The 22,858-nt window shown below is 49.1% G+C and carries 19 protein-coding genes, 2 tRNA genes and 1 pseudogene; 15 read left to right on the top strand and 7 right to left on the bottom strand.

Translation table 11 applies throughout. From position 1 onward, the window contains the following. The first annotated feature begins 28 nt into the window (after nucleotides 1-28). Together J0A65_RS13910 and J0A65_RS13905 are read left to right on the top strand one after the other, a co-directional pair. Nucleotides 29-583 carry a DUF3299 domain-containing protein gene (locus tag J0A65_RS13910; protein ID WP_206594786.1) on the top strand — a complete coding sequence of 185 codons (555 nt, stop codon included), beginning with the start codon at nucleotides 29-31 and terminating at the stop codon, nucleotides 581-583. A gap of 133 nt (nucleotides 584-716) precedes the next feature. After that, nucleotides 717-2,855 carry a TonB-dependent receptor family protein gene (locus J0A65_RS13905; protein WP_206594785.1) on the top strand — a complete coding sequence of 713 codons (2,139 nt, stop codon included), beginning with the start codon at nucleotides 717-719 and terminating at the stop codon, nucleotides 2,853-2,855. Nucleotides 2,856-2,937: 82 nt separating this feature from the next. Here the strand turns inward: J0A65_RS13905 and J0A65_RS13900 are convergent, their stop codons facing one another. Continuing rightward, complete coding sequence (locus J0A65_RS13900) at nucleotides 2,938-3,438, bottom strand: zinc ribbon-containing protein (protein ID WP_206594784.1); 501 nt, start codon at nucleotides 3,436-3,438, stop codon at nucleotides 2,938-2,940. Between the two features lie 196 nt (nucleotides 3,439-3,634). Between J0A65_RS13900 and leuS the strand changes: the two genes are divergently transcribed. The 10 genes from leuS to J0A65_RS13850 all read left to right on the top strand — a co-directional run bounded on the left by leuS (nucleotide 3,635) and on the right by J0A65_RS13850 (nucleotide 14,447). Further along, a complete protein-coding gene (gene leuS / locus J0A65_RS13895; protein WP_206594783.1) occupies nucleotides 3,635-6,217 on the top strand; it encodes a leucine--tRNA ligase in 2,583 nt (860 codons plus the stop codon). After that, entirely contained in the window at nucleotides 6,217-6,708 is a 492-nt protein-coding gene (locus J0A65_RS13890; protein WP_206594782.1) for an LPS-assembly lipoprotein LptE, read from the top strand. The genes leuS and J0A65_RS13890 overlap by 1 nt, the downstream gene beginning before the upstream one ends. Beyond that, nucleotides 6,708-7,742, top strand: a complete 1,035-nt coding sequence (holA, locus tag J0A65_RS13885; RefSeq protein ID WP_206594781.1) for a DNA polymerase III subunit delta — start codon at nucleotides 6,708-6,710, stop codon at nucleotides 7,740-7,742. The genes J0A65_RS13890 and holA overlap by 1 nt, the downstream gene beginning before the upstream one ends. Next, the gene (gene nadD, locus J0A65_RS13880) at nucleotides 7,739-8,380 is read left to right on the top strand and encodes a nicotinate-nucleotide adenylyltransferase (protein WP_206594780.1); all 642 of its coding nucleotides are present in this window, start codon (nucleotides 7,739-7,741) and stop codon (nucleotides 8,378-8,380) included. The genes holA and nadD overlap by 4 nt, the downstream gene beginning before the upstream one ends. A gap of 77 nt (nucleotides 8,381-8,457) precedes the next feature. After that, on the top strand, nucleotides 8,458-8,775 hold the full coding sequence (gene rsfS / locus J0A65_RS13875) for a ribosome silencing factor (protein WP_206594779.1): 318 nt from the start codon (nucleotides 8,458-8,460) through the stop codon (nucleotides 8,773-8,775). A gap of 6 nt (nucleotides 8,776-8,781) precedes the next feature. Beyond that, nucleotides 8,782-9,252, top strand: a complete 471-nt coding sequence (rlmH, locus tag J0A65_RS13870; RefSeq protein WP_206594778.1) for a 23S rRNA (pseudouridine(1915)-N(3))-methyltransferase RlmH — start codon at nucleotides 8,782-8,784, stop codon at nucleotides 9,250-9,252. 21 nt (nucleotides 9,253-9,273) lie between these two features. Beyond that, on the top strand, nucleotides 9,274-11,166 hold the full coding sequence (gene mrdA, locus J0A65_RS13865) for a penicillin-binding protein 2 (RefSeq protein WP_206594777.1): 1,893 nt from the start codon (nucleotides 9,274-9,276) through the stop codon (nucleotides 11,164-11,166). Further along, on the top strand, nucleotides 11,138-12,253 hold the full coding sequence (rodA, locus tag J0A65_RS13860) for a rod shape-determining protein RodA (protein WP_206594776.1): 1,116 nt from the start codon (nucleotides 11,138-11,140) through the stop codon (nucleotides 12,251-12,253). The genes mrdA and rodA overlap by 29 nt, the downstream gene beginning before the upstream one ends. A gap of 9 nt (nucleotides 12,254-12,262) precedes the next feature. Beyond that, the gene (locus J0A65_RS13855; protein WP_206594775.1) at nucleotides 12,263-13,075 is read left to right on the top strand and encodes a septal ring lytic transglycosylase RlpA family protein; all 813 of its coding nucleotides are present in this window, start codon (nucleotides 12,263-12,265) and stop codon (nucleotides 13,073-13,075) included. Nucleotides 13,076-13,274: 199 nt separating this feature from the next. Continuing rightward, entirely contained in the window at nucleotides 13,275-14,447 is a 1,173-nt protein-coding gene (locus J0A65_RS13850; protein WP_206594774.1) for a serine hydrolase, read from the top strand. Nucleotides 14,448-14,479: 32 nt separating this feature from the next. Here the strand turns inward: J0A65_RS13850 and J0A65_RS13845 are convergent. The 3 genes and pseudogenes from J0A65_RS13845 to queE form a co-directional block, all read right to left on the bottom strand. Then, a pseudogene (locus J0A65_RS13845) lies at nucleotides 14,480-14,935 on the bottom strand (IS4 family transposase); the annotation flags it as partial. A gap of 69 nt (nucleotides 14,936-15,004) precedes the next feature. Then, nucleotides 15,005-15,862, bottom strand: a complete 858-nt coding sequence (locus J0A65_RS13840) for an amino acid ABC transporter substrate-binding protein (RefSeq protein WP_206594772.1) — start codon at nucleotides 15,860-15,862, stop codon at nucleotides 15,005-15,007. A 26-nt stretch (nucleotides 15,863-15,888) separates the two neighbouring features. Continuing rightward, nucleotides 15,889-16,539: a 7-carboxy-7-deazaguanine synthase QueE gene (gene queE, locus J0A65_RS13835; RefSeq protein ID WP_232849961.1), complete on the bottom strand. Its 651-nt coding sequence runs from the start codon at nucleotides 16,537-16,539 to the stop codon at nucleotides 15,889-15,891. Nucleotides 16,540-16,679: 140 nt separating this feature from the next. Between queE and queC the strand changes: the two genes are divergently transcribed. Continuing rightward, the gene (gene queC / locus J0A65_RS13830; protein WP_206594803.1) at nucleotides 16,680-17,339 is read left to right on the top strand and encodes a 7-cyano-7-deazaguanine synthase QueC; all 660 of its coding nucleotides are present in this window, start codon (nucleotides 16,680-16,682) and stop codon (nucleotides 17,337-17,339) included. A gap of 32 nt (nucleotides 17,340-17,371) precedes the next feature. On the opposite strand, the gene J0A65_RS13825 is transcribed toward queC, so the two are convergent. The 3 genes from J0A65_RS13825 to J0A65_RS13815 form a co-directional block, all read right to left on the bottom strand. Then, on the bottom strand, nucleotides 17,372-18,286 hold the full coding sequence (locus J0A65_RS13825) for a LysR family transcriptional regulator (protein WP_206594770.1): 915 nt from the start codon (nucleotides 18,284-18,286) through the stop codon (nucleotides 17,372-17,374). Nucleotides 18,287-18,420: 134 nt separating this feature from the next. Further along, the gene (gene uvrB, locus J0A65_RS13820) at nucleotides 18,421-20,424 is read right to left on the bottom strand and encodes an excinuclease ABC subunit UvrB (protein WP_206594769.1); all 2,004 of its coding nucleotides are present in this window, start codon (nucleotides 20,422-20,424) and stop codon (nucleotides 18,421-18,423) included. Continuing rightward, on the bottom strand, nucleotides 20,421-21,797 hold the full coding sequence (locus J0A65_RS13815) for an MATE family efflux transporter (RefSeq protein WP_416135311.1): 1,377 nt from the start codon (nucleotides 21,795-21,797) through the stop codon (nucleotides 20,421-20,423). Before J0A65_RS13815 ends, uvrB begins: the two co-directional genes overlap by 4 nt. Before the next feature lie 833 nt (nucleotides 21,798-22,630). Here J0A65_RS13815 and J0A65_RS13810 point away from each other — a divergent pair. Then, nucleotides 22,631-22,707 (top strand) — tRNA-Asn (locus J0A65_RS13810). A 21-nt stretch (nucleotides 22,708-22,728) separates the two neighbouring features. Continuing rightward, a tRNA-Asn gene (locus J0A65_RS13805) sits at nucleotides 22,729-22,805 on the top strand. Nucleotides 22,806-22,858 lie beyond the last annotated feature (53 nt).

The following is a 22,858-nucleotide window of genomic DNA, read 5'->3' as shown; positions in this document are numbered from 1 at the left end:
ATTATTTGGTTTATTGTGTCGGTTTCCAATGCGACTTGCAATTTTGCTTATCCTTGTATTCCCTCCGTTGGTCTTAGCTGGAGATGTTTTTCGCACTATCGAGTGGCAAGCCTTGCTACCAGAACGTGATCAAAAGGCCTTTGATGAAGCGCCACCAATCAATCACAGTGAGGATCCTTTCGTTGTTCCACAGACAGATCAGCAGGAAGCCGACAGTATTCAACAACAAATTGATGAGATTAAACGCAAGCGACTAAGCGAAGCCTTGGTATCGACCCGCATACGCGCCGAATTCGACCAGCAGGCGTTGCGCCTAGCCGGGTTTGTCGTCCCCCTGGAGTACCATTCAGATAACACAGTACAAAGTGCATTTCTGGTTCCCTACTTTGGCGCCTGTATTCATATGCCCCCACCACCACCCAACCAAATTATCTATTTGCAGTTTTCTCCCGGACATAAGGTCGAGGATATTTATCAGGCCTATTGGCTGTCAGGCATTCTTTCCACACAGCTTACCGAAAACGAGGTTGCCACCGCCGCCTACAGCATGCAGGTAAAGGAAGTTCACCCATACGAGGGCTAAGTGAACTGAGTGGCCTTACCTGTTGTAATGACTTCAAGCAAACAAGCCAATGAGATTGATTCGCAATAGCACAATTGTTAAAGTTAGCGCGCTTTAATTTCTTCTCGCACACATCAACCTTGATGGATTTATCATGACACACAACGTTTCCAAGCTGGCACTGGCACTTGCTATTGCTGCTTCCCCTGCTTTAGCAAACGACGATATCGAAAAACTCACGGTTTTGGGCTCAACAACAGCCATCAATCATATTCCTGGTTCGGCCCACTACCTTGACAGTAAAGCATTGGCACAATTTGCTTATACCGATGTGATGCGCGCCCTGGTTAGCATTCCAGGTGTTTATGTTACAGAAGAAGATGGCTATGGCCTGCGTCCAAATATCGGCATGCGTGGCACCGGCCAGGATCGTTCAGACAAGCTGATTATTATGGAAGATGGCGTACTTGCGGCGCCCGCTCCTTACACCGCCCCAGCGGCTTACTATTTCCCCACCATGGGACGTATGCAGTCGGTGGAAGTGTTAAAAGGCACTTCCTCCGTTCGCTTTGGCCCCCGCACCACAGGTGGCGTAATTAACCTCAATTCCGTCGCTATTCCAGAGGTAGCCTTTGCCGGTCAACTTAAACTCGCGCTGGGCACAGACAACTTCAATAAAGAGCATCTTGTACTGGGCGGCTCAAATGAGCGCTTCGGAGCCGTGGTGGAAGGTTTTCGCTATGCGGCTGATGGTTTCAAATCGCTACCAGGAGGACAAGACACCGGCTTTGAAAAACACGATCTGCTAGGTAAGTTTTCCGCACAGCTTAGCGAAGATGGCCGTCATCACCTGTTAGTTAAACTGGCGCAAGCCGAAGAGCGTTCTGACGAAACCTATATTGGCATTCTCGATAAAGACTTCGCTAGCGACCCTTTCCGTCGCTACGCTGCCTCTCAGTTGGATGTGATGAACACCGATCACGACCTGATTCAGGTATCACACACCTGGCTGATAACTAATGACAGTAGTTTGGTTACCACTGTCTATCGTAATGAATTTGCCCGTAACTGGTATAAGGCCGATCGCATCGGCGGCAAGAGTTTAAGCGGTGGCGGTTTGGAGCTGGCCAGTGAATTTGAAGCCAATCCAAACGGTGAATTAGCCGTGCGTTTAAAAAACAATAACCGCCAATACCTTAGCCAGGGAGTTCAGACAGAGTACAGCCTGAGCCTTGGCGACCACCAGTTGGTGCTAGGCGCACGCCTGCATGAAGATGAGGAAGACCGTTTCCAATGGACGGACACTTATATGATGAACAGCAGCCTGGCTATGCGCCTGGACAGTGCTGGCGTGCCAGGTACAGATACTAACCGTTTGAGCAGTGCCAATGCTCTGGCCTTATATGCTCAAGGCAGCATGGTATTTGATGACCTTACCATTAACGCAGGCTTACGCTACGAAGATGTTGAAATGAAGCGTGAAGACTGGAATAAAGCGCCGGATCGTCTGCAAGACCCCAGTGTGAAAAAGCACAGTCTGTCGTTACTCAACCCCATGTTGGGTATCAGCTATCAGTTGGCTGACAACTGGGTCATGATCGGCAGCGTTCAACGTGGTGTGGCCCCCCCATCGCCGGGCAACGAACAAACTGCCGAAGAAAAGAGCCTGAATATGGAAGCCGGGGTACGTTATCGCGATAACGAACTGGCCTTTGAAGCCATCGCCTTCAACAGCGACTATGACAATATGCATGGTAACTGTACCGCCAGCCAGGGTTGTGATGACGCCAATATTGGCAATCAATACAACGCCGGCGAAGTAGATATTCAAGGGTTCGAAATGCTGGTCAGCCAGGCTTTCCAATTGGATAACCTGCGCATTCCGGTCAGCCTGACCTACACCTATACCAAAGGTGAATTTAAGAACAGCTTTGAGTCCGACAATGAAATTTGGGGCAGTGTACAAAAAGGCGACCAGTTGCCTTACCTGCCTGACCATCAACTACTGTTACAAACCGGCCTGCAAAACGGCGACTGGCAGGCGAACCTGAGTCTGCGTTATCAGCAGGAGATGCGCACCAGCGCTGGTCAGGGAAGTATTGCCGATCTGGATAAGGTCAAAGCCCAAACTGTGGTAGATGCCAGTGTCCATTATCAATTGGCTGACAATCAGCGCCTGTCGTTGCTGATCGACAATCTGTTTGACCGCGAATACGCCGCTACCCGCGTGCATGGCGGCTTGCAGCCGGGTAAACCGCGCTATATCACGCTTGGCTATGAACTGAGCTTCTAAGCCAATAAAGCCGCATCCAGATGCGGCTTTTCATTTATAAGTCATCGGTAAAATCCGTTTCCTCAGCGCTGCAACATACAAATTAAGAAGCATCAGCCTTGGCTTCTAAGGCCCGGGAAAATCGCTCATGGCCGCACTCCAGACAGGGACGAATTTTTTCAACATGGGTTACTGAGTGGCGGTGATGGCAGCGGGTACACTCAAGCTCGCCCAGCGCCACCAATTCACCAACATGATAGATACCCTGATGTTGAATGTCCCGCAGGGACTCATGCAGGGCTAAGCCACTTTTATCCGACGCATCAGCCAATAGTGACCATAGCTTGTCTTTCGTTGCCTGCCACCAGGGAGAAGCATCAGCATCTTGCTGCCAATGATGCGCAAAGGTTTCCAGATCTCTGGTCAAGGTGTTTTCAAGTAAACGCATCTCTTCCTTGCTCAGCTCACCGGCTGCCTGCAGATAGGCTTTTGCCCTGGACTGAATGGCGATCAGGTCTACCACATCCTGCTCTACCGATTTCGCTACCCAGTCAGATATTTGCTCAAGCAACTTGCTGTAGCGGGATGAATCGTTGTCTTTCATATTCACTCCTTATCATCAACTTTCAGGCTAAGAATCACCTTATATCCATCAACACGAACAAAATTCGCTGGCAAAGCCCGCTCACTGACCGTCAAAGCCAGAGAAATGCCCCCTTGCTATTGTTCCTGATGGCCCCAGTGAAGTATTCTATGGGGCTACACCTTTATCAACTTTTGTAGTTCGGAACCCAAGATTGATGGAAAGACAGTACAATCCCCAGCAGATAGAAAAAGACGCCCAGCAGTACTGGCAACAAAGCGGTCTATTCAAGGCCCTGCCAGATAACGACAAGGAGAAGTTCTACTGCCTTTCCATGTTCCCCTACCCCAGTGGCCGTCTGCATATGGGCCACGTACGTAACTACACCATAGGCGATGTGATCAGCCGTTTCCAGCGCATGCAAGGCAAGAACGTAATGCAGCCTATGGGTTGGGATGCTTTTGGTCTGCCAGCGGAAAATGCCGCCATCGACAACAAAACCGCACCGGCCAAATGGACCTACGCCAATATTGATTACATGAAAAACCAGTTGAAGTCGCTGGGTTTTGGCTATGACTGGGATCGTGAACTGGCCACCTGCCAACCGGATTATTACCGCTGGGAGCAATGGTTCTTTACCCGCCTGTATGAAAAAGGCTTGGTGTATAAGAAAAACGCCACGGTCAACTGGGATCCCATCGACCAAACGGTACTGGCCAATGAGCAGGTGATTGACGGTCGTGGCTGGCGCTCTGGGGCACTGGTCGAACAAAAAGAAATTCCACAGTGGTTTATCAAGATCACTGACTATGCTGAGCAGTTGCTGGCTGACTTGGATAAACTGGAAAGCTGGCCGGATCAGGTTAAAGCCATGCAGCGCAACTGGATTGGTCGCTCTGAAGGCATTGAAATGACCTTCCAGGTCAAAGACAGCGACGCCAGCTTCGATATCTACACCACGCGTCCGGATACCTTGATGGGCGTCACTTACGTAGCACTGGCAGCCCAACACCCGTTGGCATTGGAAGCAGCCAAGCAAAACCCGTCTTTAGCCGCATTTATTGAAGAATGTAAGAACACCAAAGTGGCTGAAGCTGATATGGCGACCATGGACAAAAAAGGCTGTGCCACAGGTATTACCGCTGTTCACCCTATTACAGGTGAAGACGTACCGGTTTGGGTTGCCAACTTTGTTTTAATGGATTACGGCTCCGGCGCAGTGATGGCCGTTCCAGGCCACGATCAGCGTGACTGGGAATTTGCCACAAAATATGGCTTGAACATCAAACAAGTTATTGCCCCCAGTAATAGTGACGACGTAGATCTGTCCAAAGCGGCCTACACGGAAAAGGGCCTGCTGGTCAATTCCGGTGCATTCGATGGCCTGACCTCAGAACAAGCCTTCAACGCGATTGCCGATAAGTTAAATGCCGAGGGTAAAGGCCAGCGCAAGGTGAACTACCGTTTGCGTGACTGGGGCGTATCCCGTCAGCGTTATTGGGGTGCCCCCATCCCAATGTTAAATTTACCAAACGGTGAATCTGTGCCCGTGGCTGCAGATGAATTGCCGGTGCGTTTGCCTGAAGATGTGGTAATGAATGGTGTCACCTCACCAATCAAGGCCGATCCAGAGTGGCGAAAAACCACCTATGAAGGCCAGCCTGCTGAGCGTGAAACCGATACCTTCGATACCTTTATGGAGTCGTCCTGGTATTACGCCCGTTACTGTTCAGCGCAGTTCTCGCAGGGCATGCTGGATGCCAAGGAAGCCAATTACTGGTTGCCGGTCGATCAGTACATCGGCGGTATTGAGCACGCTATTTTGCATTTGCTTTACTCACGTTTCTTCCACAAATTATTGCGTGATGAAGGCCTGGTGCAGTCTGATGAGCCGTTTAAGCGCCTGCTGTGTCAAGGTATGGTGCTGGCGGACTCTTTCTATCGCGAAGATGCCAAAGGTGCCAAAACCTGGTACTCCCCTGCTGATGTGGATGTAGAAAAAGACGAGAAAGGACGAGTTGTGCGCGCCATATTGCGCAGTGACGGCCAGGAAGTGATCCATGGCGGCATGACCAAAATGTCCAAGTCAAAGAACAACGGTATCAACCCGCAGGAAGTTATCGACCTGTACGGTGCAGATACGATACGTTTGTTTACCATGTTCGCTGCACCGCCCGAGCAAACCCTGGAATGGGTAGAGTCAGGCGTAGAAGGCGCCAACCGCTTCCTGAAGCGCTTGTGGAAACTGGTACAAGATCATCTGGCCGCCGGTGAGGTGAGCGCCTTAAATACCGACGCACTGAGTGCTGACCAAAAAGCCCTGCGCCGTGAGGTGCATAAGACTATCGCCAAAGTGTCAGACGATATCGGCCGGCGCCAAACCTTCAATACCGCCATTGCCGCGGTAATGGAACTGCTTAACCACCTGCAACGTGCACCGCAGCAAGAGGCGCAGGATCTGGCAGTGATGCGTGAAGGTATCGAAGTGATTCTTGCCCTGCTTAACCCTATCACCCCGCATATTTGTCACAGTTTGTGGACCCAGCTAGGTCATCAGGACATTGAATACAGCCCCTGGCCACAAGTAGATGAATCTGCGCTGGTAGAAGATGAAAAACTTATCGTAGTACAAGTCAACGGCAAAGTGCGGGCCAAGCTGACTGTGGCCACCGATGCTACGCAAGAGCAGGTACAGGCCCAGGCACTGGAGCAAGAGAATGTGCGCCAGCATACCGAGGGTAAAACACTGCGTAAGGTAATTTACGTGCCCGGCAAACTACTTAATATTGTGGCTAATTAATGGGCAGGCTGAGTGTCGTACTGATTGCAGCGCTACTGCTGAGTGCATGCGGGTTCCATTTACGTGGAACCGGCTTACTGGGCGACAAAGTGACTAAGGTACATGTCGCCAGCGACAATCAGCATGCACCACTGCCACGTGTATTAAAGACCAGTTTAAAGGGATACAAGGTGCAGGTATTACCTGCACCAAAAGAGCAGGAAATTACCCTCTACCTTTATCCCGAACAACTGGAGCGTAGTCTGTTATCCCTGTTCTCTACCGGCCAGGTAGCCGAGTACGAACTCAATTATCATGTGCGTTTCGAAGTCAGGCTACCGGGACAGGACGCTCAGTTGGTGGAATTCACCTTGAACCGTGAGTACCAGGATGACCCCAATGCCGTCTTGGCGAAGTCCAGGGAACTGAATCTGATCCTTGACGAGCTGCGTAAGCAAGCGGCTGATCGCATCATTCGTCAGTTGAGCCAGCTAACCGAACAGCAGCCCTGATGCAGCTTTATCCCAATCGCCTTCAAGATGCTCTGAATAAAGGCCTGGCAGCGTGTTACCTGATCTTTGGTGATGAGCCGCAGCAGAAACTGGAAAGTCTGGAAGCCATTCGCCAACAGGCTCGTCAGCAAGGTTTTGATGAGCGAACCTCATTGGTTGCGGACACTAGTTTTAACTGGAATCAGTTGCTGGAGGCCAGTCAAACCCTTTCCTTGTTCGCCAACCGACAGATTATCGAAGTTGAGATGCCAAGTGGCAAACCAGGCATTGAAGGGGCAAAAGTGCTCACACAGCTAGCTGAGCAGCAAAACCCCGATGTATTACTTATTTTGCATGGGCCACGTATTGGCAAAGATGTGCAAAATGCCAAATGGTTTAAACACCTCGACAAGCACGGTGCTTATATTCCCTGCTACCCGCTGGAAGGCAAACAGCTAAGTGGTTGGATAACCGACCGTCTTCGCCGTGCTGGCCTGCAAGCCACGCCCGATGTCACTAAGCTTCTAAGCGACTATTGTGAGGGTAATTTGCTGGCCGCCCGCCAGGAAATCGACAAGCTTGCGCTCCTCTATCCCGGTGGTCAGTTAGATCAGAGTAAGGCCGAGCAAGCGCTGGTTGATCAATCCCGTTTTAATGTTTTTCAACTAGTGGATGTATTACTGGCAGGCGATGCACAAAAAGCCGTAAAGATGCTGTATAGGCTTGAAAGCGAAGGAATAGAACCGACCATTGTATTATGGGCTTTGGTACGTGAATGGCAGACCCTGTCAAATTTGCAGTTTGCCCGCAGCCAGGGACAGAACCTCTCAGGCCTCTGGAGCAAGTACAAAATCTGGAGCAATCGACAGTCTCTCTATCAGCAAGCACTCCAGCGTTTGGATGCTAAGCATCTGCAGCAGATGCAAAGCAAGCTAGCCAGTCTGGACCAGGCGCTTAAGCAGTCAGCCTTGACCAGACCTTATATTGAATTATGCCACCTTTGCCTGCTATTTATTCCCATGCCACTGCAGGGTATCCCTCTGGAGTATACATGAGTGAGGTCATTGCTTTATTTGGCGGCACCTTTGACCCCGTACATATGGGCCATCTGCATGCCGTTTCTGATGCAGCCAAACAGGTTGGGTTAACCAAGGTTCATCTGCTGCCCTGCCATATTCCACCGCATAAATCAGGCCCCAAGGTCAGTGCAGAACATCGGCTGGCCATGTTAGAACTGGTTTGCCAGGATTGGCCTCTGTTTTCGGTGGACAAGCGAGAGCTAGAGCGAGATACGCCTTCCTATACAGTTGAGACTCTGCGGCAGTTCCGTCAGGAATCGCCAAAGGCGGCACTGATTTTTATCATAGGCATGGACTCATTAAAAAGTCTCGACAGCTGGTATCACTGGCCAGAGTTACTCAAGCTTTGCCACCTGTTGGTTTGCCAACGAGGAGACTGTCCCGCCGAGTTTAATCCGACCATTCAGGCCCTCTTGGCTCAGCACCAGACGGATAACCCAGAGCGTTTGAAAGACACACCCAATGGTCATATTCTGCTGGCCGCAACTCGCGCGGTACATCAGTCGTCCACCGCGTTGCGTCAAACGCTTGCTCAGGGCCATGAGCCGGATTTGTTGCCCCCAGCAGTTCTGGCCTATATTCAGCAACACAAGCTGTATCAGGCGCCTTGTTAGGCATGCTAGAATATGCGCCCATTTTTTTACTGCGGTTCAACCGCGAATTGAGCCTTTTTGTCTTGTAAGGAGAACCTTTGGAACACGAGCAGCTCAAACAATTTGTTATTGATAAAGTCGAGGATATGAAAGGCCGCGACCTTGTGGACTTGGATGTGGCCGAGAAATCCACCATCACCGATACCATGCTGGTATGCTCAGGTAACTCCAAACGCCATGTAGTGTCCATTGCGGAAAAAGTGGTCATCGAAGCTAAGCAAGCTGGCATCACGCCACTTAGCATCGAAGGTCAGGACACAGGTGAATGGGTGCTGGTGGATTTCGGCGATGTGATCTTGCATGTGATGCAGGATGAAGCCCGTGATTTCTACCAATTGGAAAAACTCTGGGGATAAGCTGAGGTGAAACTTCAACTTATCGCTGTCGGCACCAAAATGCCGGACTGGGTGGAAACGGGCTATAACGAATATGCCCGGCGCTTTCCGTCAGATATGCCGCTGCAATTGGTAGAGATAACCGCCGGGAAACGTGGCAAAAATGCAGATATTCAGCGCATTTTACACAAAGAAGGCGAGCAAATGCTGGCAGCCGTCTCCAAAGGAAACCGTATTGTAACGCTCGAGGTAACAGGCAAGCCCTGGGATACCGGCCAGCTCGCTGGGCAGATGCAGCGCTGGCAAATGGACGGGCGGGATGTCAGTCTGTTAGTCGGCGGACCAGAGGGATTAGCGCCGCAATGTATACAGGCATCCGAGCAAAAGTGGTCTCTTTCAGCCCTGACCCTGCCTCATCCGCTGGTGCGTATTGTGCTGGCGGAAAGTCTTTACCGGGCCTGGTCGTTGAATAATAATCACCCCTATCATAGGGAGTGAGGTGTGGAAAATTAGTCGTTAATGCCACCAAAACGCATAACTATCCGAGATCATAGTGCTGAAGCAAATCTGTTTGCCAGGCGGACCGTCATTACCTTGCTTGGTATACTCGGCTTGTTGTGTGTGCTTATCAGTAATCTGTATTATTTACAGGTTACCCGCTTTCAGGATTACCAAACCCGCTCCAACGGCAATCGAATTAAAGTGTTGCCGGTCGCTCCAAATCGCGGTCTGATATACGACAGAAACGGCGAATTGCTGGCCGAGAACCGCCCTTCATTCAGCCTGGAAGTCATCCCCGAACAAGTCGAAAACCTGGATAACACACTGGCAGAGCTCGCTGAACTGTTAAATATCTCGTCTGAGGATATTGAAGATTTTCGCGAAGAGCTGAAAAGCCAGCGCCGCTTTAAACCCGTAGCATTAAAGACCCGTCTTAGTCATGAAGACGTGGCCAAATTTTCTGCCAAACAACATAGATACCCCGGGGTATCCGTCGAAGCACGCCTGACCCGACATTACCCTTATGGGGATACTCTTACCCATATGCTTGGTTATGTAGCTAAGATCAATAAGAAAGATCTGCAAAAACTGGTAGAGGCTGGGCAGGAAGACAACTACGCCGCCACTTATAATATCGGCAAGCAAGGTGTCGAGAAGTTCCATGAAGACAGGCTACATGGCCAGGTTGGTTATCAGGAAGTAGAAGTTAACAACCAGGGGCGAATCATTCGCACATTGGAATTTCAACCCCCGATCCCCGGCGATGATATTGTCCTGAATATCGACGTTAAACTACAAAAAGTTATACAAGATCTGATGGCCGGATACCGCGGCTCTGTGGTGGTTATAGACCCTAACAACGGTGCAGTGCAGGCACTGTACAGTAACCCCAGCTATGACCCTAACTTGTTTGTGCATGGCATTAGCAGCAAAGATTATCGCCAGTTGTTACAGTCTCCAGATCGGCCATTGATTAATCGCGCCACACAAGGCCAGTATCCTCCCGCCTCAACGGTTAAGCCTCACTTAGCCCTGCTGGGCTTGGAGGAAGAAGTCATTACCCCGCAGACGCGCATGTTTGACCGCGGCATCTATCAGCTCAAAAATGTTGAGCGTCCCTGGCGAGACTGGAAAAAATGGGGGCACGGCTGGGTGGACGTCACTAAATCCATTGAAGTGTCCTGTGATACCTTCTTCTACGACTTAGCCTACCGACTGGGCATAGATCGCATCAGCGATATGATGGTTAAATTCGGATTTGGCGATTATACCGGCATAGACTTATACGAGGAATCAGACGGCAACATGCCCAGCCGCGGCTGGAAACGGGCAAAACATAATCAGCCCTGGTATATTGGCGATACTATATCGGTGGGTATCGGCCAAAGTTACTGGACCACCACCCCCTTGCAATTAGCTAAGTCTGTAACCGTGCTGGTTAATCATGGCACCCGTTACGTCCCCCAGTTACTGCGTGGACGCTATGTGGATGGTCAATTGCAATTGAATGAACCCCGCGAATTGGCGCCACTGGTATTAAAACATCCTGAGAACTGGGATGTAGTGATGGACGCCATGTACGGCACAGTCAATCGTGAACATGGCACCGCACGCAAAGCGTTCAAAGACACTAAGTACATCTCCGCCGGTAAAACCGGTACGGCACAGGTCATTAGTATTGCCGAAGGCGAAGAGTATGATGCTGAAAAGATTGCTGAGCATCATAGGGATAACGCCATGTATATAGGTTATGCCCCTTATGATAACCCGCAGATAGTGGTTACCGTTGCCATGGAAAACGCCGGTGGTGGCAGCTCTCAAGCCGCCCCTATTGCACGCCAGGTAATGGACTATTTCTTTACTATCCACCCACTTGAGTCTCATGCAGAAAACCAAGTTAGATCCGAATAAGCAAAGTATCTGGCAAAAGATACACATTGACCTGCCATTGCTGCTGGGGCTGCTTACCCTTATGGGCGTGGGCCTGTTTGTTATCTATAGCGCAGGCGGACAAGACTGGGATCTGATCAAGCGACAGTTAATTCGCTTGGCTCTGGCACTCACAGTGATGTTAGTGGTCGCACAAATCCCTCCTCTTGCTTACCGCCGCTTATCCGTGCATTTTTATGTGGTCGGCATATTAATGCTGGTGGCGGTGTTAGCCATAGGAACAGTAGGTAAAGGCGCGCAGCGCTGGCTGGATCTCGGTTTTATGCGCTTTCAGCCATCTGAAATTATGAAGTTGGCAGTGCCTATGATGATGGCATGGTATATCAGCCGCTTTAATCTGCCCCCCAGACTCTTGCATATTGTCGGCGGTTTTTTACTGCTGGTGGTCCCCACTCTACTTATCGCCAAACAACCGGACCTGGGCACCTCATTGCTGATTGCCAGCTCTGGACTATTTGTGCTGTTTTTGGCGGGCATGAGTTGGAAGCTAATTGGCTCAGTGGCCGTATTGGCCTCCGCCTTTGCACCTGTGATGTGGTTTTTCCTAATGAAAGACTATCAAAAACAACGTGTACTGACCTTTTTGAATCCCGAGTCGGATCCTCTCGGTTCCGGCTATCATATTATTCAATCTAAAATTGCTATTGGCTCGGGTGGCTTTTCTGGCAAGGGATGGCTGCATGGTACACAGTCACAATTGGAGTTTTTGCCTGAGCGCCATACTGATTTTATCTTTGCAGTCTTCAGCGAGGAATTCGGCTTTACCGGCATCCTGCTGCTGCTAGTTTTATATTGTTTTATCATTGTACGTGGCATGATTATCGCCACCCGAGCCCAAGAGGCATACAGTAAGTTGTTGGCAGGCAGTCTCACGCTAACCTTTTTTGTCTATGTATTTGTCAACATGGGCATGGTTTCGGGCATTTTGCCGGTAGTTGGTGTTCCACTGCCGTTAGTCAGCTATGGCGGTACATCCATGGTGACATTGCTGGCGGGTTTTGGCATGCTGATGGCCATTGGTACACAAAGACGTCTGTTATCAAGATAGAAGAACAACATGAGACTATTGTTGGCCATTTCCCTGACAACTCTAATTGCAGCTTGCAGTACAGCTCCCACAGGACGCTACAGTCAGCGGCATGATTCTGCACCACATCGTTTGCCCACCGAGATTTCATTGCATGACGCGGTGCCGGCTTATGAAGACCAAAGCCGGGGTGGTAATGCCCCATACCAGGTATTTGGGCAGCACTACACCCCCATAAAAACCGCCAAAGACTTTCAACAACAAGGTGAAGCCTCCTGGTACGGTCAGAAATTTCATGGGCATTTGACCTCAAACGGCGAAGTTTATGATATGTATGCCATGACAGCAGCACATAAAACCCTGCCGCTTCCCTCATTTGTACGAGTGACCAACCTGGCAAATAACAAACAGGTTATAGTACGGGTTAATGATCGCGGCCCTTTTCACGGTGGGCGAATCATTGATTTGTCCTACGCTGCCGCTATGAAACTGGACATGCTTAAGACCGGCACAACCAAAGTCAAACTGGATGCCATTCATGTGGAACCAGACGGCACAGTGATGATCGCCGGCGAGCCTCAATTACCGCCTCTAAAACCTATCGATGGCCTATCTAAGGCTTGGTTTGTACAAGTTGCCGCCCTCTCAGATGGTGCACGTGCTGAGCAGCTAGCCAAAGGGTTGGAAACGCTTTATCAACTCCCCACTCACGTGCCTCAGGATAATGGTATTTATCGTCTGCGATTAGGTCCGCTCGATGACGAAGGCCATGCCAGACAGTTGATGGAAGAGCTCAAACGGAACGGCTATGACAAAGCCTATCCGTTGTTTGCGCCACACTAGCGCCCTTACCAGCAAGAATAATCCGAAAATTCAGCTAAGTTGCGGCACTTTTTCGGCTAAATGCACTCTAAAATTCGCTAACCTGGCGGCACAAGACAAGTGATTAATGTTATATTGTCGCTCCAGCTGTGATTGACACCGTAACCATCAGGAATCGGTGTGCAATAGAACATGACAGATACAATAAAGTGGACGGGTAATGCTTAAAACCAAACTTTCTTCGACAACATCAGTTGTCAGCTTCATTTTCCTACTCTTTAGTACTTTCTCTTATGCGGCCGTGGTTATTCCAAGCCCTCCTGAGGTTGCAGCTAAGGGCTATATCCTGATGGACTTTAATACCGGCAAAGTCATCGGCGAAAGTAATGCAGATATTCGTCTGGCCCCCGCTAGCTTGACCAAAATTATGACCGCCTATGTGATTGGCATGGAGCTGAAAAGCGGTGCCATCAAAATGGATGATATGGTCACCGTGTCCCAGAATGCCTGGGCTAAGAACTTCCCTGAATCTTCTAAAATGTTTATTGAAGTGGGCAAGCAGGTCAAAGTATCTGATTTGCTCCACGGCATCATTGTGCAATCGGGCAATGATGCGTGCGTCGCTATGGCTGAGCACATTGCAGGCAGTGAAGAAGCCTTCGCGAGCATGATGAACAGCTATGCAGAAAAGTTAGGCATGACCTCTACTCATTTTGTCAACAGTCATGGTTTGGATGATGCCAACCATTACACTACACCCCGCGACATGGCTTTACTTTCAGAAGCAATCATCCGCGATGTGCCCCAGGTTTACGGGGTTTACTCGGTTAAAGAGTTTGAATTCAACGGCATCAAGCAATACAACCGTAACGGCTTGCTTTGGGACAAAAGCCTGAATGTTGACGGTATCAAAACCGGTCACACCAATGATGCAGGTTACAGTCTGATCACATCCGCCACTCAGGATGATATGCGTTTGATTTCTGTGGTAATGGGTACCGACAGCGAGCGCACCCGTAAAGAAGAAAATCGTAAACTGTTAAAGTATGGCTTCCGTTTCTTTGAAACCATCGTCCCTTACAAGGCTGGCGAGAGTTTTGTTTCGCACAAGATTTTCATGGGCGACAAAGACACAGTCGATTTGGGTATCAGCGCAGACACACCTATCACCATCCCCCGTGGCCAACGTAAAAACCTTCAGGCCAACTTTGAGTTGAACAAAAAGCTTGAAGCGCCCCTGGCTAAAGGCGAAGTGGTAGGTACTCTATATCTGCAACTGGATGGCGATGATGTTGCCCAGTACCCGTTAGTAACTCTACAAGAAGTTCAGGAAGGCGGAATATTCAAGCGCCTGATGGACTGGGCAAAAATGAGTGTAGGCCTGGACGGCTAAAGATAAAAAAACCAGCCTAAGCCTAATGCCGCTCACTTAAGGTGAGCGGCATTTTTATTTTTAGCCACCGGGTAGCGATTTTTCGATACCTTTAGCGTTCTTAGATAACTTCGTTCCCGCTTTCCTTCGAGCTTAAATTGACAGGCATTTCTGTCTATTTCCAAGATGAGTCCTGGCACATTACCCGGCGTATAAATTGGCATCAGAGTGAGCTTGTGGATGATGTGTGATGAGGCATCCCTAAAGCTCAGCCGGTTAGAGAATAAACCTTTAAGTGACTTGTCCATCAGCCCCATTTGATATCGGATTAAGTTGTAAGCCATAGGGTCGACCATAGACGCGAGTATCCTTACCTCTTTTCCGTTGATTTGCTTCGTCAGCAGGCGTGCTTCGATGGCCAGGAGTAACTCAGGTCGCTTCTTTCTGGCCTGCGGCGTGATTGTCAGACGGATGTGTTTATCGTGCCGGCCAAGACTTTTTCTTACATCTACACAGGATCGGTCAACCGATCAGGAAAATATTTCTTAACTGATCGGCATTAGGCAATCGCCCCTTTTTTATGGCACCGGATACCAAAGTTCTTTTCTTGTCAGCGGCGTCTGCGCTGGAAGAATCGGATTATCCAGATGCAAGATAGTGCGTTTCTCCAACCCGGCGTTTTCCAGCATGGCTTTATGTTCAAACATAAAGAGCTCGTCAAACTTGCCGTTAGCAATAATTTTTTCCAACCCGCTTTCAATCAGCTTAGCCAGCACGACATTTTTACGATTAACAAAGAAGTACGTCGCGGTGGGATAGTAAAGTGCCACATTACGATCAATGCTCAGCGGTTGCTGATCAACATGCAATTCAAACTCATACCAGATTTCAACAACAGAGCGCGGAAGAAAATCACCACGTTCCTGCTCCAGCATAGAGAACAACTGGTCATAGTCATCAGCCAATACCACTTCAAAACCGCTGGCCTGCAAAATCTTCGTGTCTGGCCAGTCACTGCCAGAGATTGGCCTGAAGTTCAGCAACCCTTCAAGGTAATTGATGTTAGTAAAGTTGGCGCGACTGCCAATTTTGACCAGAGGTAAACGTAAGCCAATCAGGCCCTTAAAAATCGGTATACGAATGGGTAACAGGTCTGCTTCGCGCTGGTTGTCAGTCATGCTCCATAGCACGTTAATTTCGCGGTTGGACTCAAGCTGACTGATGGCTTTACCCTGTAACATGATTCGGTCACTGGCAGTCAGATTAAAGTTCACACCGGTGTGCTCAAGGGCCAGGGTAAGAAGCTCAACTGGATAACGAGTACGATCATCCAGCTCCGACATGGGCCTTGGATAGACAATATTCCAGGTGGCTGCAGCCACTGTACTGCTAAACCATAATCCAGCAAATGCCAACAATAATTTGGACTTCAACATGTTACTCTCTTCACAACAGCATAAAGCTATTCTATGCCTATATACTTGTGGGTTTGAAGGGATAAACGCCAATTGCGTTGAATACAGGTCGCTACAGCCAAATCAGTGGCGCGTTTTTGCTGGCTGATAGGTTGCAGAAAGATTTGTGCGGCGGGATTAGTCGCCGGTCTTGCCAACAACGCATCTAACTCTTCTACGTGCTTCAGCATGGCGATGGGATGTTTAATCTCATCTGCGCGTGCTAATGCCTGGTCGACTATTTCATAGCCGCCCTGCATATTCACTTTAGGCGACAGGGTGACCCAGGTTTTATCATCTACCAGGATCTCAAAGGTACCACTGGTTTCAATTTGCACTGAATACCCTGCATCAATCAGTACGCTTGTCAGCGGTCGGAGGTCGTACATGGCAGGTTCACCGCCAGTGATCACTACATGTTTTGCCAGATAACCTTGCGTGGCAAACAACCTGAGAATGCCATCAGCTGTCTCGCTGAACCAGCTATCATCCGGCGCTTGTTTAACCAGCACCTGTTGAACACTTTGCTCGCGCTCAGGATTAATCTCCCAGGTATGTTTGGTATCACACCAGGGGCAACCAACCGGGCAGCCCTGCAGACGGATAAAAATTGCCGGCATGCCGGTAAAGCTGCCCTCGCCCTGAATGGTTTCGAACATTTCATTGATTTTCAGGCTGTTGCTCAAAGGATATTCCTGCATGTAAATAAGCGATACCGACCGCCCCTGAACATAGAGCCTGGTCGGACAAAACTGGTATGATTAGCACCAAGTTGGCAGATTATAGAGAAGGCAGCCAGATGGCACAAAAAGTAGTAGTGATTTTTTCCGGAGGCATGGACTCCTTTACGGTACTCAACAAAGCACATCGTGAGGGGTTCGAGGTATATGCACTTTCCTTTGACTATGGTCAGCGTCACAAGAAAGAACTGGTCTATGCCGCCAAGGTATGTGAAACCTTGGGCGTTCACCACAAGGTGGTGGACATCAGTGCGATTAATCAACTGATTGGCAATTCTTCACTAACCAGCACAGATATTGACGTGGCTGAAGGCCATTATGCCGCTGAGAACATGAAAAACACTGTGGTGCCCAATCGCAATATGATCCTGCTCTCCATGGCAGTGGGCTACGCTGTGTCGCTTGGTGCCAGCAAAGTCTATTATGGTGCCCACTCCGGCGACCACAATATCTACCCTGACTGTCGCCCGGAATTCGTGATTAAAATGAATGATGTGTGTGCCATCGCTAACTATGAGCCAGTGGAAATAGTCAGCCCTTATTTGCATGAAAGCAAAATAGCCATTCTCACCGACGGACTTGCCATGGGATTAGACTACAGCCAGACCTGGACCTGCTATAACGGCAGAGAAAAAGCCTGCGGGAAATGTGGCGCCTGTAATGAAAGGTTAGAGGCATTTGCCGAAAACGGGGTCACAGACCCTCTGCCCTACGAATAGCCATAAAAAAGCCGCCCAGGGGCGGCTTTTTATTAGGTATTCTTGCTAGCGAAATAGGCTAACTCTCGAATGCAGTGTTTTAGCACGGGATTCAGTATGGTGTTTTTCCCGTTAATCGCATAAAACTCATGCTTAAAGCTAAAGTCTATTCCCCCCACTTGCACCAGTCCCAATCCTGGGTTGCTGTTAACCAGTGAGTGTGGGAGTAGTCCCAGATAATTCCCCGTCAGTATCGCCGCCATACAGGACTCAAACGAATCGGAGAAGGTGTGAATCGACATGCGCTGATTCTCACCAATGTAGTTCGATGAGGATAAACCTGTGATGCCGATTGAAGCATAATCCTCTAAACGCACTTTATCTGGAAATTCATCCCGGTACTTAGCCAGCGGGTGCGACTCGTGGCAATAAAGTCCACCACTGTTAGCCACACCTAGGGGATGAAATACCAGGGATTCAGGCTTCACCATATCGTAGCTGGATACCACTAAATGGCATTCCCCCGACAGCGCCACATGCTCAACTTCGTTGTAAAGACGAGTTTGGATATTGAAATGAATATCATCAAACTTCTGCATGGTACTTTTTACCGCCTGACTAACCGCTTGAGACAAGCTCATCGGCAAGCTGGACATCAGCACCAGAGTGATATGACCTGAATAGTCATCATGCAAACTTTTGAGATTGAAGACAAAATTGTCGAAGGCATTAAAAATTCGCTTGGTTTCCTGAAAAACCACTTCGCCTTCTTTGGTCATTTGGAAACCACCTCGACCACGATGACACAACACCAAATCCAGTCGCTCTTCCAATTTTTTGATTGCAGCACTGATGTTGGGACGCTGCATGCGCAAAACCGGTTCAGCTGCGGTGAAGCCATTACAGGACGCTACAGCGTAAAACACCCGCAACAATTTGATATCAGATTCTTGTAGTCTGTTTAGCATATGGGTCCAGATCTTATAGGTATGCCAAAAGATACTACACTTGTTTAGACCAGCCTTGCAAACAACAATTTATCGATTACAGGTATATTTCATTATCCTGTAACCGGTACTTATCGCGAATATTGGCTTATTTGTCACGAAATAGCGACTAATTGCTGGCGTAATTGCTCGATCTGGTCTCTTACCGCAGCAGCCTGTTCGAACTCCAGTTCTCTGGCGTGCTTGAACATTTTTGTCTCAAGTTCAGAAATTTCATGCAGCAGCTTATCGGGCGAATTCACTTTGTAACCCTTGGATCTTTCCGCCACTTTCGCCAGTCGCTCGCTACGACTGCGATCTCCGAGATCCATGACATCGGTGATGGGTTTGTTCAAAGCCTGCGGCTTAATACCATGTTCTTCATTATAAGCTTGCTGTTTCTCACGACGTCTATTGGTTTCGTCAATGGCCCGCTGCATCGAGCCGGTAATAACATCGCCATACAGAATCGCCCGCCCATTAGGGTGGCGAGCCGCGCGCCCGATAGTCTGAATCAATGATCGGTCGGAACGCAGAAACCCCTCTTTGTCAGCATCCAGAATGGCCACCAGCGAGACTTCTGGCATATCCAAACCTTCGCGTAACAGGTTAATACCCACCAGCACGTCAAACTTACCCAGACGTAAATCACGGATAATTTCCATCCGCTCAACCGTATCGATATCTGAATGCAGATAACGCACTTTGACCCCGTGCTCATCCAGGTAATCACTCAGATCCTCTGCCATACGCTTAGTCAGTGTAGTGACCAATACGCGTTCGTTCACCGCAACCCGCTTACGCACTTCGGAGAGCAGGTCATCCACTTGTGTGCCCACCGGGCGAACTTCCAATTCGGGGTCTACCAAGCCAGTAGGCCTGACTACCTGCTCCACGATATCGCCAGCAGACTTCTCCAGTTCATATTTTCCTGGCGTGGCTGACACATATATGGTCTGGGGCGACATTTGTTCAAACTCTTCGAACTTAAGCGGCCGGTTATCAAGTGCAGACGGCAGACGGAAGCCATACTCCACCAATGTTTCCTTACGCGAACGGTCACCTTTATACATGGCCCCAATCTGTGACACGGTTACATGGGATTCATCAATAAACAGCAAACCATCAGCAGGGAAATAGTCGATCAGGGTCGGAGGCGGTTCGCCTGGTGCCCTGCCGGATAAATAGCGCGAGTAGTTTTCAATACCAGAGCAGTAGCCCAATTCCAGCATCATCTCTACATCAAACTGACAGCGCTGGGCTATGCGCTGCTCTTCAATCAGCTTATTCACGCTTTTTAGCTGCTCACGTCGTTCCTTTAATTCCACCTTGATATGCTCTATGGCATCCAGGATTTTCTCTCTGGGGGTAACATAGTGAGTCTTAGGAAAGACAGTGGCGCGCGCCACGGACTTTTCAATAGCGCCGGTGAGCGGATCAAACAGGCTGATCTTCTCAATCTCTTCATCAAATAATTCGACCCTGACGCCCTGACGGTCTGAGTCTGCGGGAAAAATGTCGATGACATCCCCACGTACACGAAAAGTACCGCGCTCAAAGCTGACATCATTACGGGTATATTGCAGTTCAGCCAGGCGACGAAGAATATCGCGCTGATCCATCAGATCGCCCTGACGCAGATGCAACAGCATTTTCATATAGGACTCGGGATCGCCTAAGCCGTATATGGCTGACACACTGGAGACAATCACGACATCTCGCCGCTCCATCAAGGCTTTGGTCGCCGATAAGCGCATCTGCTCGATATGGTCATTGATAGACGCATCTTTCTCAATAAACGTATCTGTAGTAGGTACGTAGGCTTCTGGCTGATAGTAATCGTAATAAGAAACAAAATACTCCACCGCGTTGTTGGGGAAGAACTCTTTCATCTCCCCATATAACTGGGCAGCCAGGGTCTTATTGTGTGCCAGGATCAGCGTGGGTCGCTGCACCTTTTCAATCACACTGGCCATGGTAAAGGTCTTACCGGACCCCGTTACCCCAAGCAGGGTTTGACACGCAAGGCCACTATCCAGCCCTTCCACTAGTGCTTCTATGGCTTTAGGTTGGTCGCCAGCAGGACGGTAGCTAGCCCTGAGTTCAAATCCTCGGTTCATCCTGCGACCTCCTGTGTCTGCTGCAACTGATATTCTTCTTCCAACAATCGTTTAAACCAGAAAAACGCCACCAGGGCAGTCAGCAAATTCGCCAATATTCCGGCAGCGAACATACCCGGCAGTTCGTACAAGCGACTGCCCAAATAGGAAATCGGTACGAAAAACACAAACAACCTCAGCAAGCTGAGAAGCAGCGCACTCATGGGTTTATGCATAGCGTTTAAGGAGGAGTTGGTCAGAATGATAATACCCTGAAGACCGTAACCGAGCGGCACTATCATTAAAAACAGTTGGATCAGCTCCGCCACCTTTTGCTCTTCAGCAAAGGCCATCGCAATTAACGGAGAAGCAATCCAGAGTAATAAAAAGATCCCAAACTGCCACAGCATGACAAAACGCATACACAGCAGGTAGCCCTCTTTAACCCTGTCAATCCGGCCAGCGCCGAAATTCTGGCTGATAAAGGGCGGCAAACTCATCGACAGTGCCAGTACAACAATACAGGCTATGGACTCCAGACGATTCCCAACTCCCCAGGTAGCCACCGCTTCAGCCCCATAAGTGGCGACAATAGCCGTTAACACGCCATTAGCGATTGGCGTCAGCATATTTGCACCCGCAGCGGGTAAGCCAATCTTTAGCACAGCACGGCTGGTCATGCGAAACTCACTGAGCGTCAGCAAGCGAGGCAGAACCAGTTCCCTTTTTGCTACCAGCAGATGCAGAATGTAAACGCAGCCAAACATCCAGGCTATCATGGTCGCGATAGCAGCCCCCTGTATACCTAGTGCGGGAAATGGCCCCCAACCAAAGATCAGTAAAGGATCTAATATTGCGTTAATCAGTCCCCCAACGGCCATAACAGCACTGGGTGTTTTGGTGTCACCAAAGGCCCGAAGTACCGCATTGCCCACCATAGGTAAGGCTAAAAACACACCGGCAACATACCAGATATGCATGTAGTCGCGAATATGCACAAGCTGTGATTCGGATGCCCCAAGTAAACGGAACACCGGATCAATGGTTAGAAAGCCTGCTACGGCCAAAATTCCAACCAGCAAAAAGGATAACATCAAGGCACCGGTCCCAAACTCCTTGGCCAGATGTGCATTACCCGACCCCAGATAACGAGCAATAGTAGCTGATGTGCCTATTCCCAGGCCAATATTCAAACTGATTAGGGTAAAGGTAACAGGAAAAGTAAAACTGATTGCCGCCAACTCTTCGGTGCCAAGTAAACTCACAAAAAAAGTGTCGACCAAACCAAATGTCATCAGCATCACCATGCCCATAATCATGGGAAGGGTCATTCTTTTCAGCGTGCTGGCAATAGGCTGGTTTATCAAATCATGGCTGGCAGAAGATCGCACAATATCGCTCAGTCTTTAAAAGGGGCTCACATAATAAGGGAGGATCCATCAGAAGACCATCCAATAGACAGGCAGCATTTGTGTAGAAATGTGAGCATTTCCCCTTTCAGGTTTAGCAATCGATGACGGTGGACTAAGTCAAGCGCTATACAAATAGAACTTGCGTTATCCATTTAATCGACTGATTTAAAGGAAAATTTAATTTCCCTTGATTAAAACAACTAACAAGGAATACGTGATCGCGTGCAAAAATCGGCCAAGATGTCCAACCATTCACCAAGAAGCAGGTTATCTATATGTTTTTATTTGATTTTCTCAAAATAAACAGGTTTTCATGCCTTAGCCCCTTGACAGCATTTTTACTGCGCTCAGCGCATTTCTTCCCGATTCATCAACATAGTTATCCACAGATTTAGTGGATAACTCATGCCCGCCCAGTGAGCTCGCGTTTTTCATCCAGCTGTGGACAAAAAATGGTAAGTCGCCACTAACCTTTGGGACGTGAGTGCTATGTTGCAGTTTTGTTAAACACTGTTCATTTAAACAGTCAGCAAGGATTTTGTAATAACAAATGCTGCTAATAGGTCATTTTTTATGCCCAATAGCGATCCCCCGATCATTACCACAGTGAGAAGCCATTTCCTGCTTGATCCTCCTCGTTCTTAATTCGCGCTGGAGGATGAAAAGCACTCATTGCCTAGCAAATAGGCAAACAGTCATAAACTAGTAAAATTTATTGATTCGGTTGTTGACACCCATCAGGCAGCTCATTAATATTCGCCTCCGTTGAAACAGCCTGACTAACCAGTCAAATCCTTTCAACAGTGAATATCTACTCCCCCTTAGCTCAGTTGGTTAGAGCGACGGACTGTTAATCCGCAGGTCCCCCGTTCGAGTCGGGGAGGGGGAGCCAAATTCACTTGCAATTTTCTGCTCCCCCTTAGCTCAGTTGGTTAGAGCGACGGACTGTTAATCCGCAGGTCCCCCGTTCGAGTCGGGGAGGGGGAGCCACTTCACATTTCCTAAAATTACCTCCAAGCCTTATAACACCTTAGTTGTACCCA

Source organism: Bowmanella yangjiangensis, assembly GCF_017255015.1.
In the GTDB taxonomy this organism is placed as follows: domain Bacteria; phylum Pseudomonadota; class Gammaproteobacteria; order Enterobacterales; family Alteromonadaceae; genus Bowmanella; species Bowmanella yangjiangensis.
Note: the sequence above shows the minus strand (reverse complement) of the source record. Positions and strands in the feature narration are given on the sequence as shown.

Bases quoted from the DNA above. Each gene is read 5' to 3' on its own strand.
- J0A65_RS13910 (WP_206594786.1), top strand. From the start codon at position 29: ATGCGACTTGCAATTTTGCTTATCCTTGTATTCCCTCCGTTGGTCTTA.
- J0A65_RS13905 (WP_206594785.1), top strand. From the start codon at position 717: ATGACACACAACGTTTCCAAGCTGGCACTGGCACTTGCTATTGCTGCT.
- J0A65_RS13900 (WP_206594784.1), bottom strand. From the start codon at position 3,438: ATGAAAGACAACGATTCATCCCGCTACAGCAAGTTGCTTGAGCAAATA.
- leuS (WP_206594783.1), top strand. From the start codon at position 3,635: ATGGAAAGACAGTACAATCCCCAGCAGATAGAAAAAGACGCCCAGCAG.
- J0A65_RS13890 (WP_206594782.1), top strand. From the start codon at position 6,217: ATGGGCAGGCTGAGTGTCGTACTGATTGCAGCGCTACTGCTGAGTGCA.
- holA (WP_206594781.1), top strand. From the start codon at position 6,708: ATGCAGCTTTATCCCAATCGCCTTCAAGATGCTCTGAATAAAGGCCTG.
- nadD (WP_206594780.1), top strand. From the start codon at position 7,739: ATGAGTGAGGTCATTGCTTTATTTGGCGGCACCTTTGACCCCGTACAT.
- mrdA (WP_206594777.1), top strand. From the start codon at position 9,274: ATGCCACCAAAACGCATAACTATCCGAGATCATAGTGCTGAAGCAAAT.
- rodA (WP_206594776.1), top strand. From the start codon at position 11,138: ATGCAGAAAACCAAGTTAGATCCGAATAAGCAAAGTATCTGGCAAAAG.
- J0A65_RS13855 (WP_206594775.1), top strand. From the start codon at position 12,263: ATGAGACTATTGTTGGCCATTTCCCTGACAACTCTAATTGCAGCTTGC.
- J0A65_RS13850 (WP_206594774.1), top strand. From the start codon at position 13,275: ATGCTTAAAACCAAACTTTCTTCGACAACATCAGTTGTCAGCTTCATT.
- J0A65_RS13840 (WP_206594772.1), bottom strand. From the start codon at position 15,862: ATGTTGAAGTCCAAATTATTGTTGGCATTTGCTGGATTATGGTTTAGC.
- queE (WP_232849961.1), bottom strand. From the start codon at position 16,539: ATGTTCGAAACCATTCAGGGCGAGGGCAGCTTTACCGGCATGCCGGCA.
- queC (WP_206594803.1), top strand. From the start codon at position 16,680: ATGGCACAAAAAGTAGTAGTGATTTTTTCCGGAGGCATGGACTCCTTT.
- J0A65_RS13825 (WP_206594770.1), bottom strand. From the start codon at position 18,286: ATGCTAAACAGACTACAAGAATCTGATATCAAATTGTTGCGGGTGTTT.
- uvrB (WP_206594769.1), bottom strand. From the start codon at position 20,424: ATGAACCGAGGATTTGAACTCAGGGCTAGCTACCGTCCTGCTGGCGAC.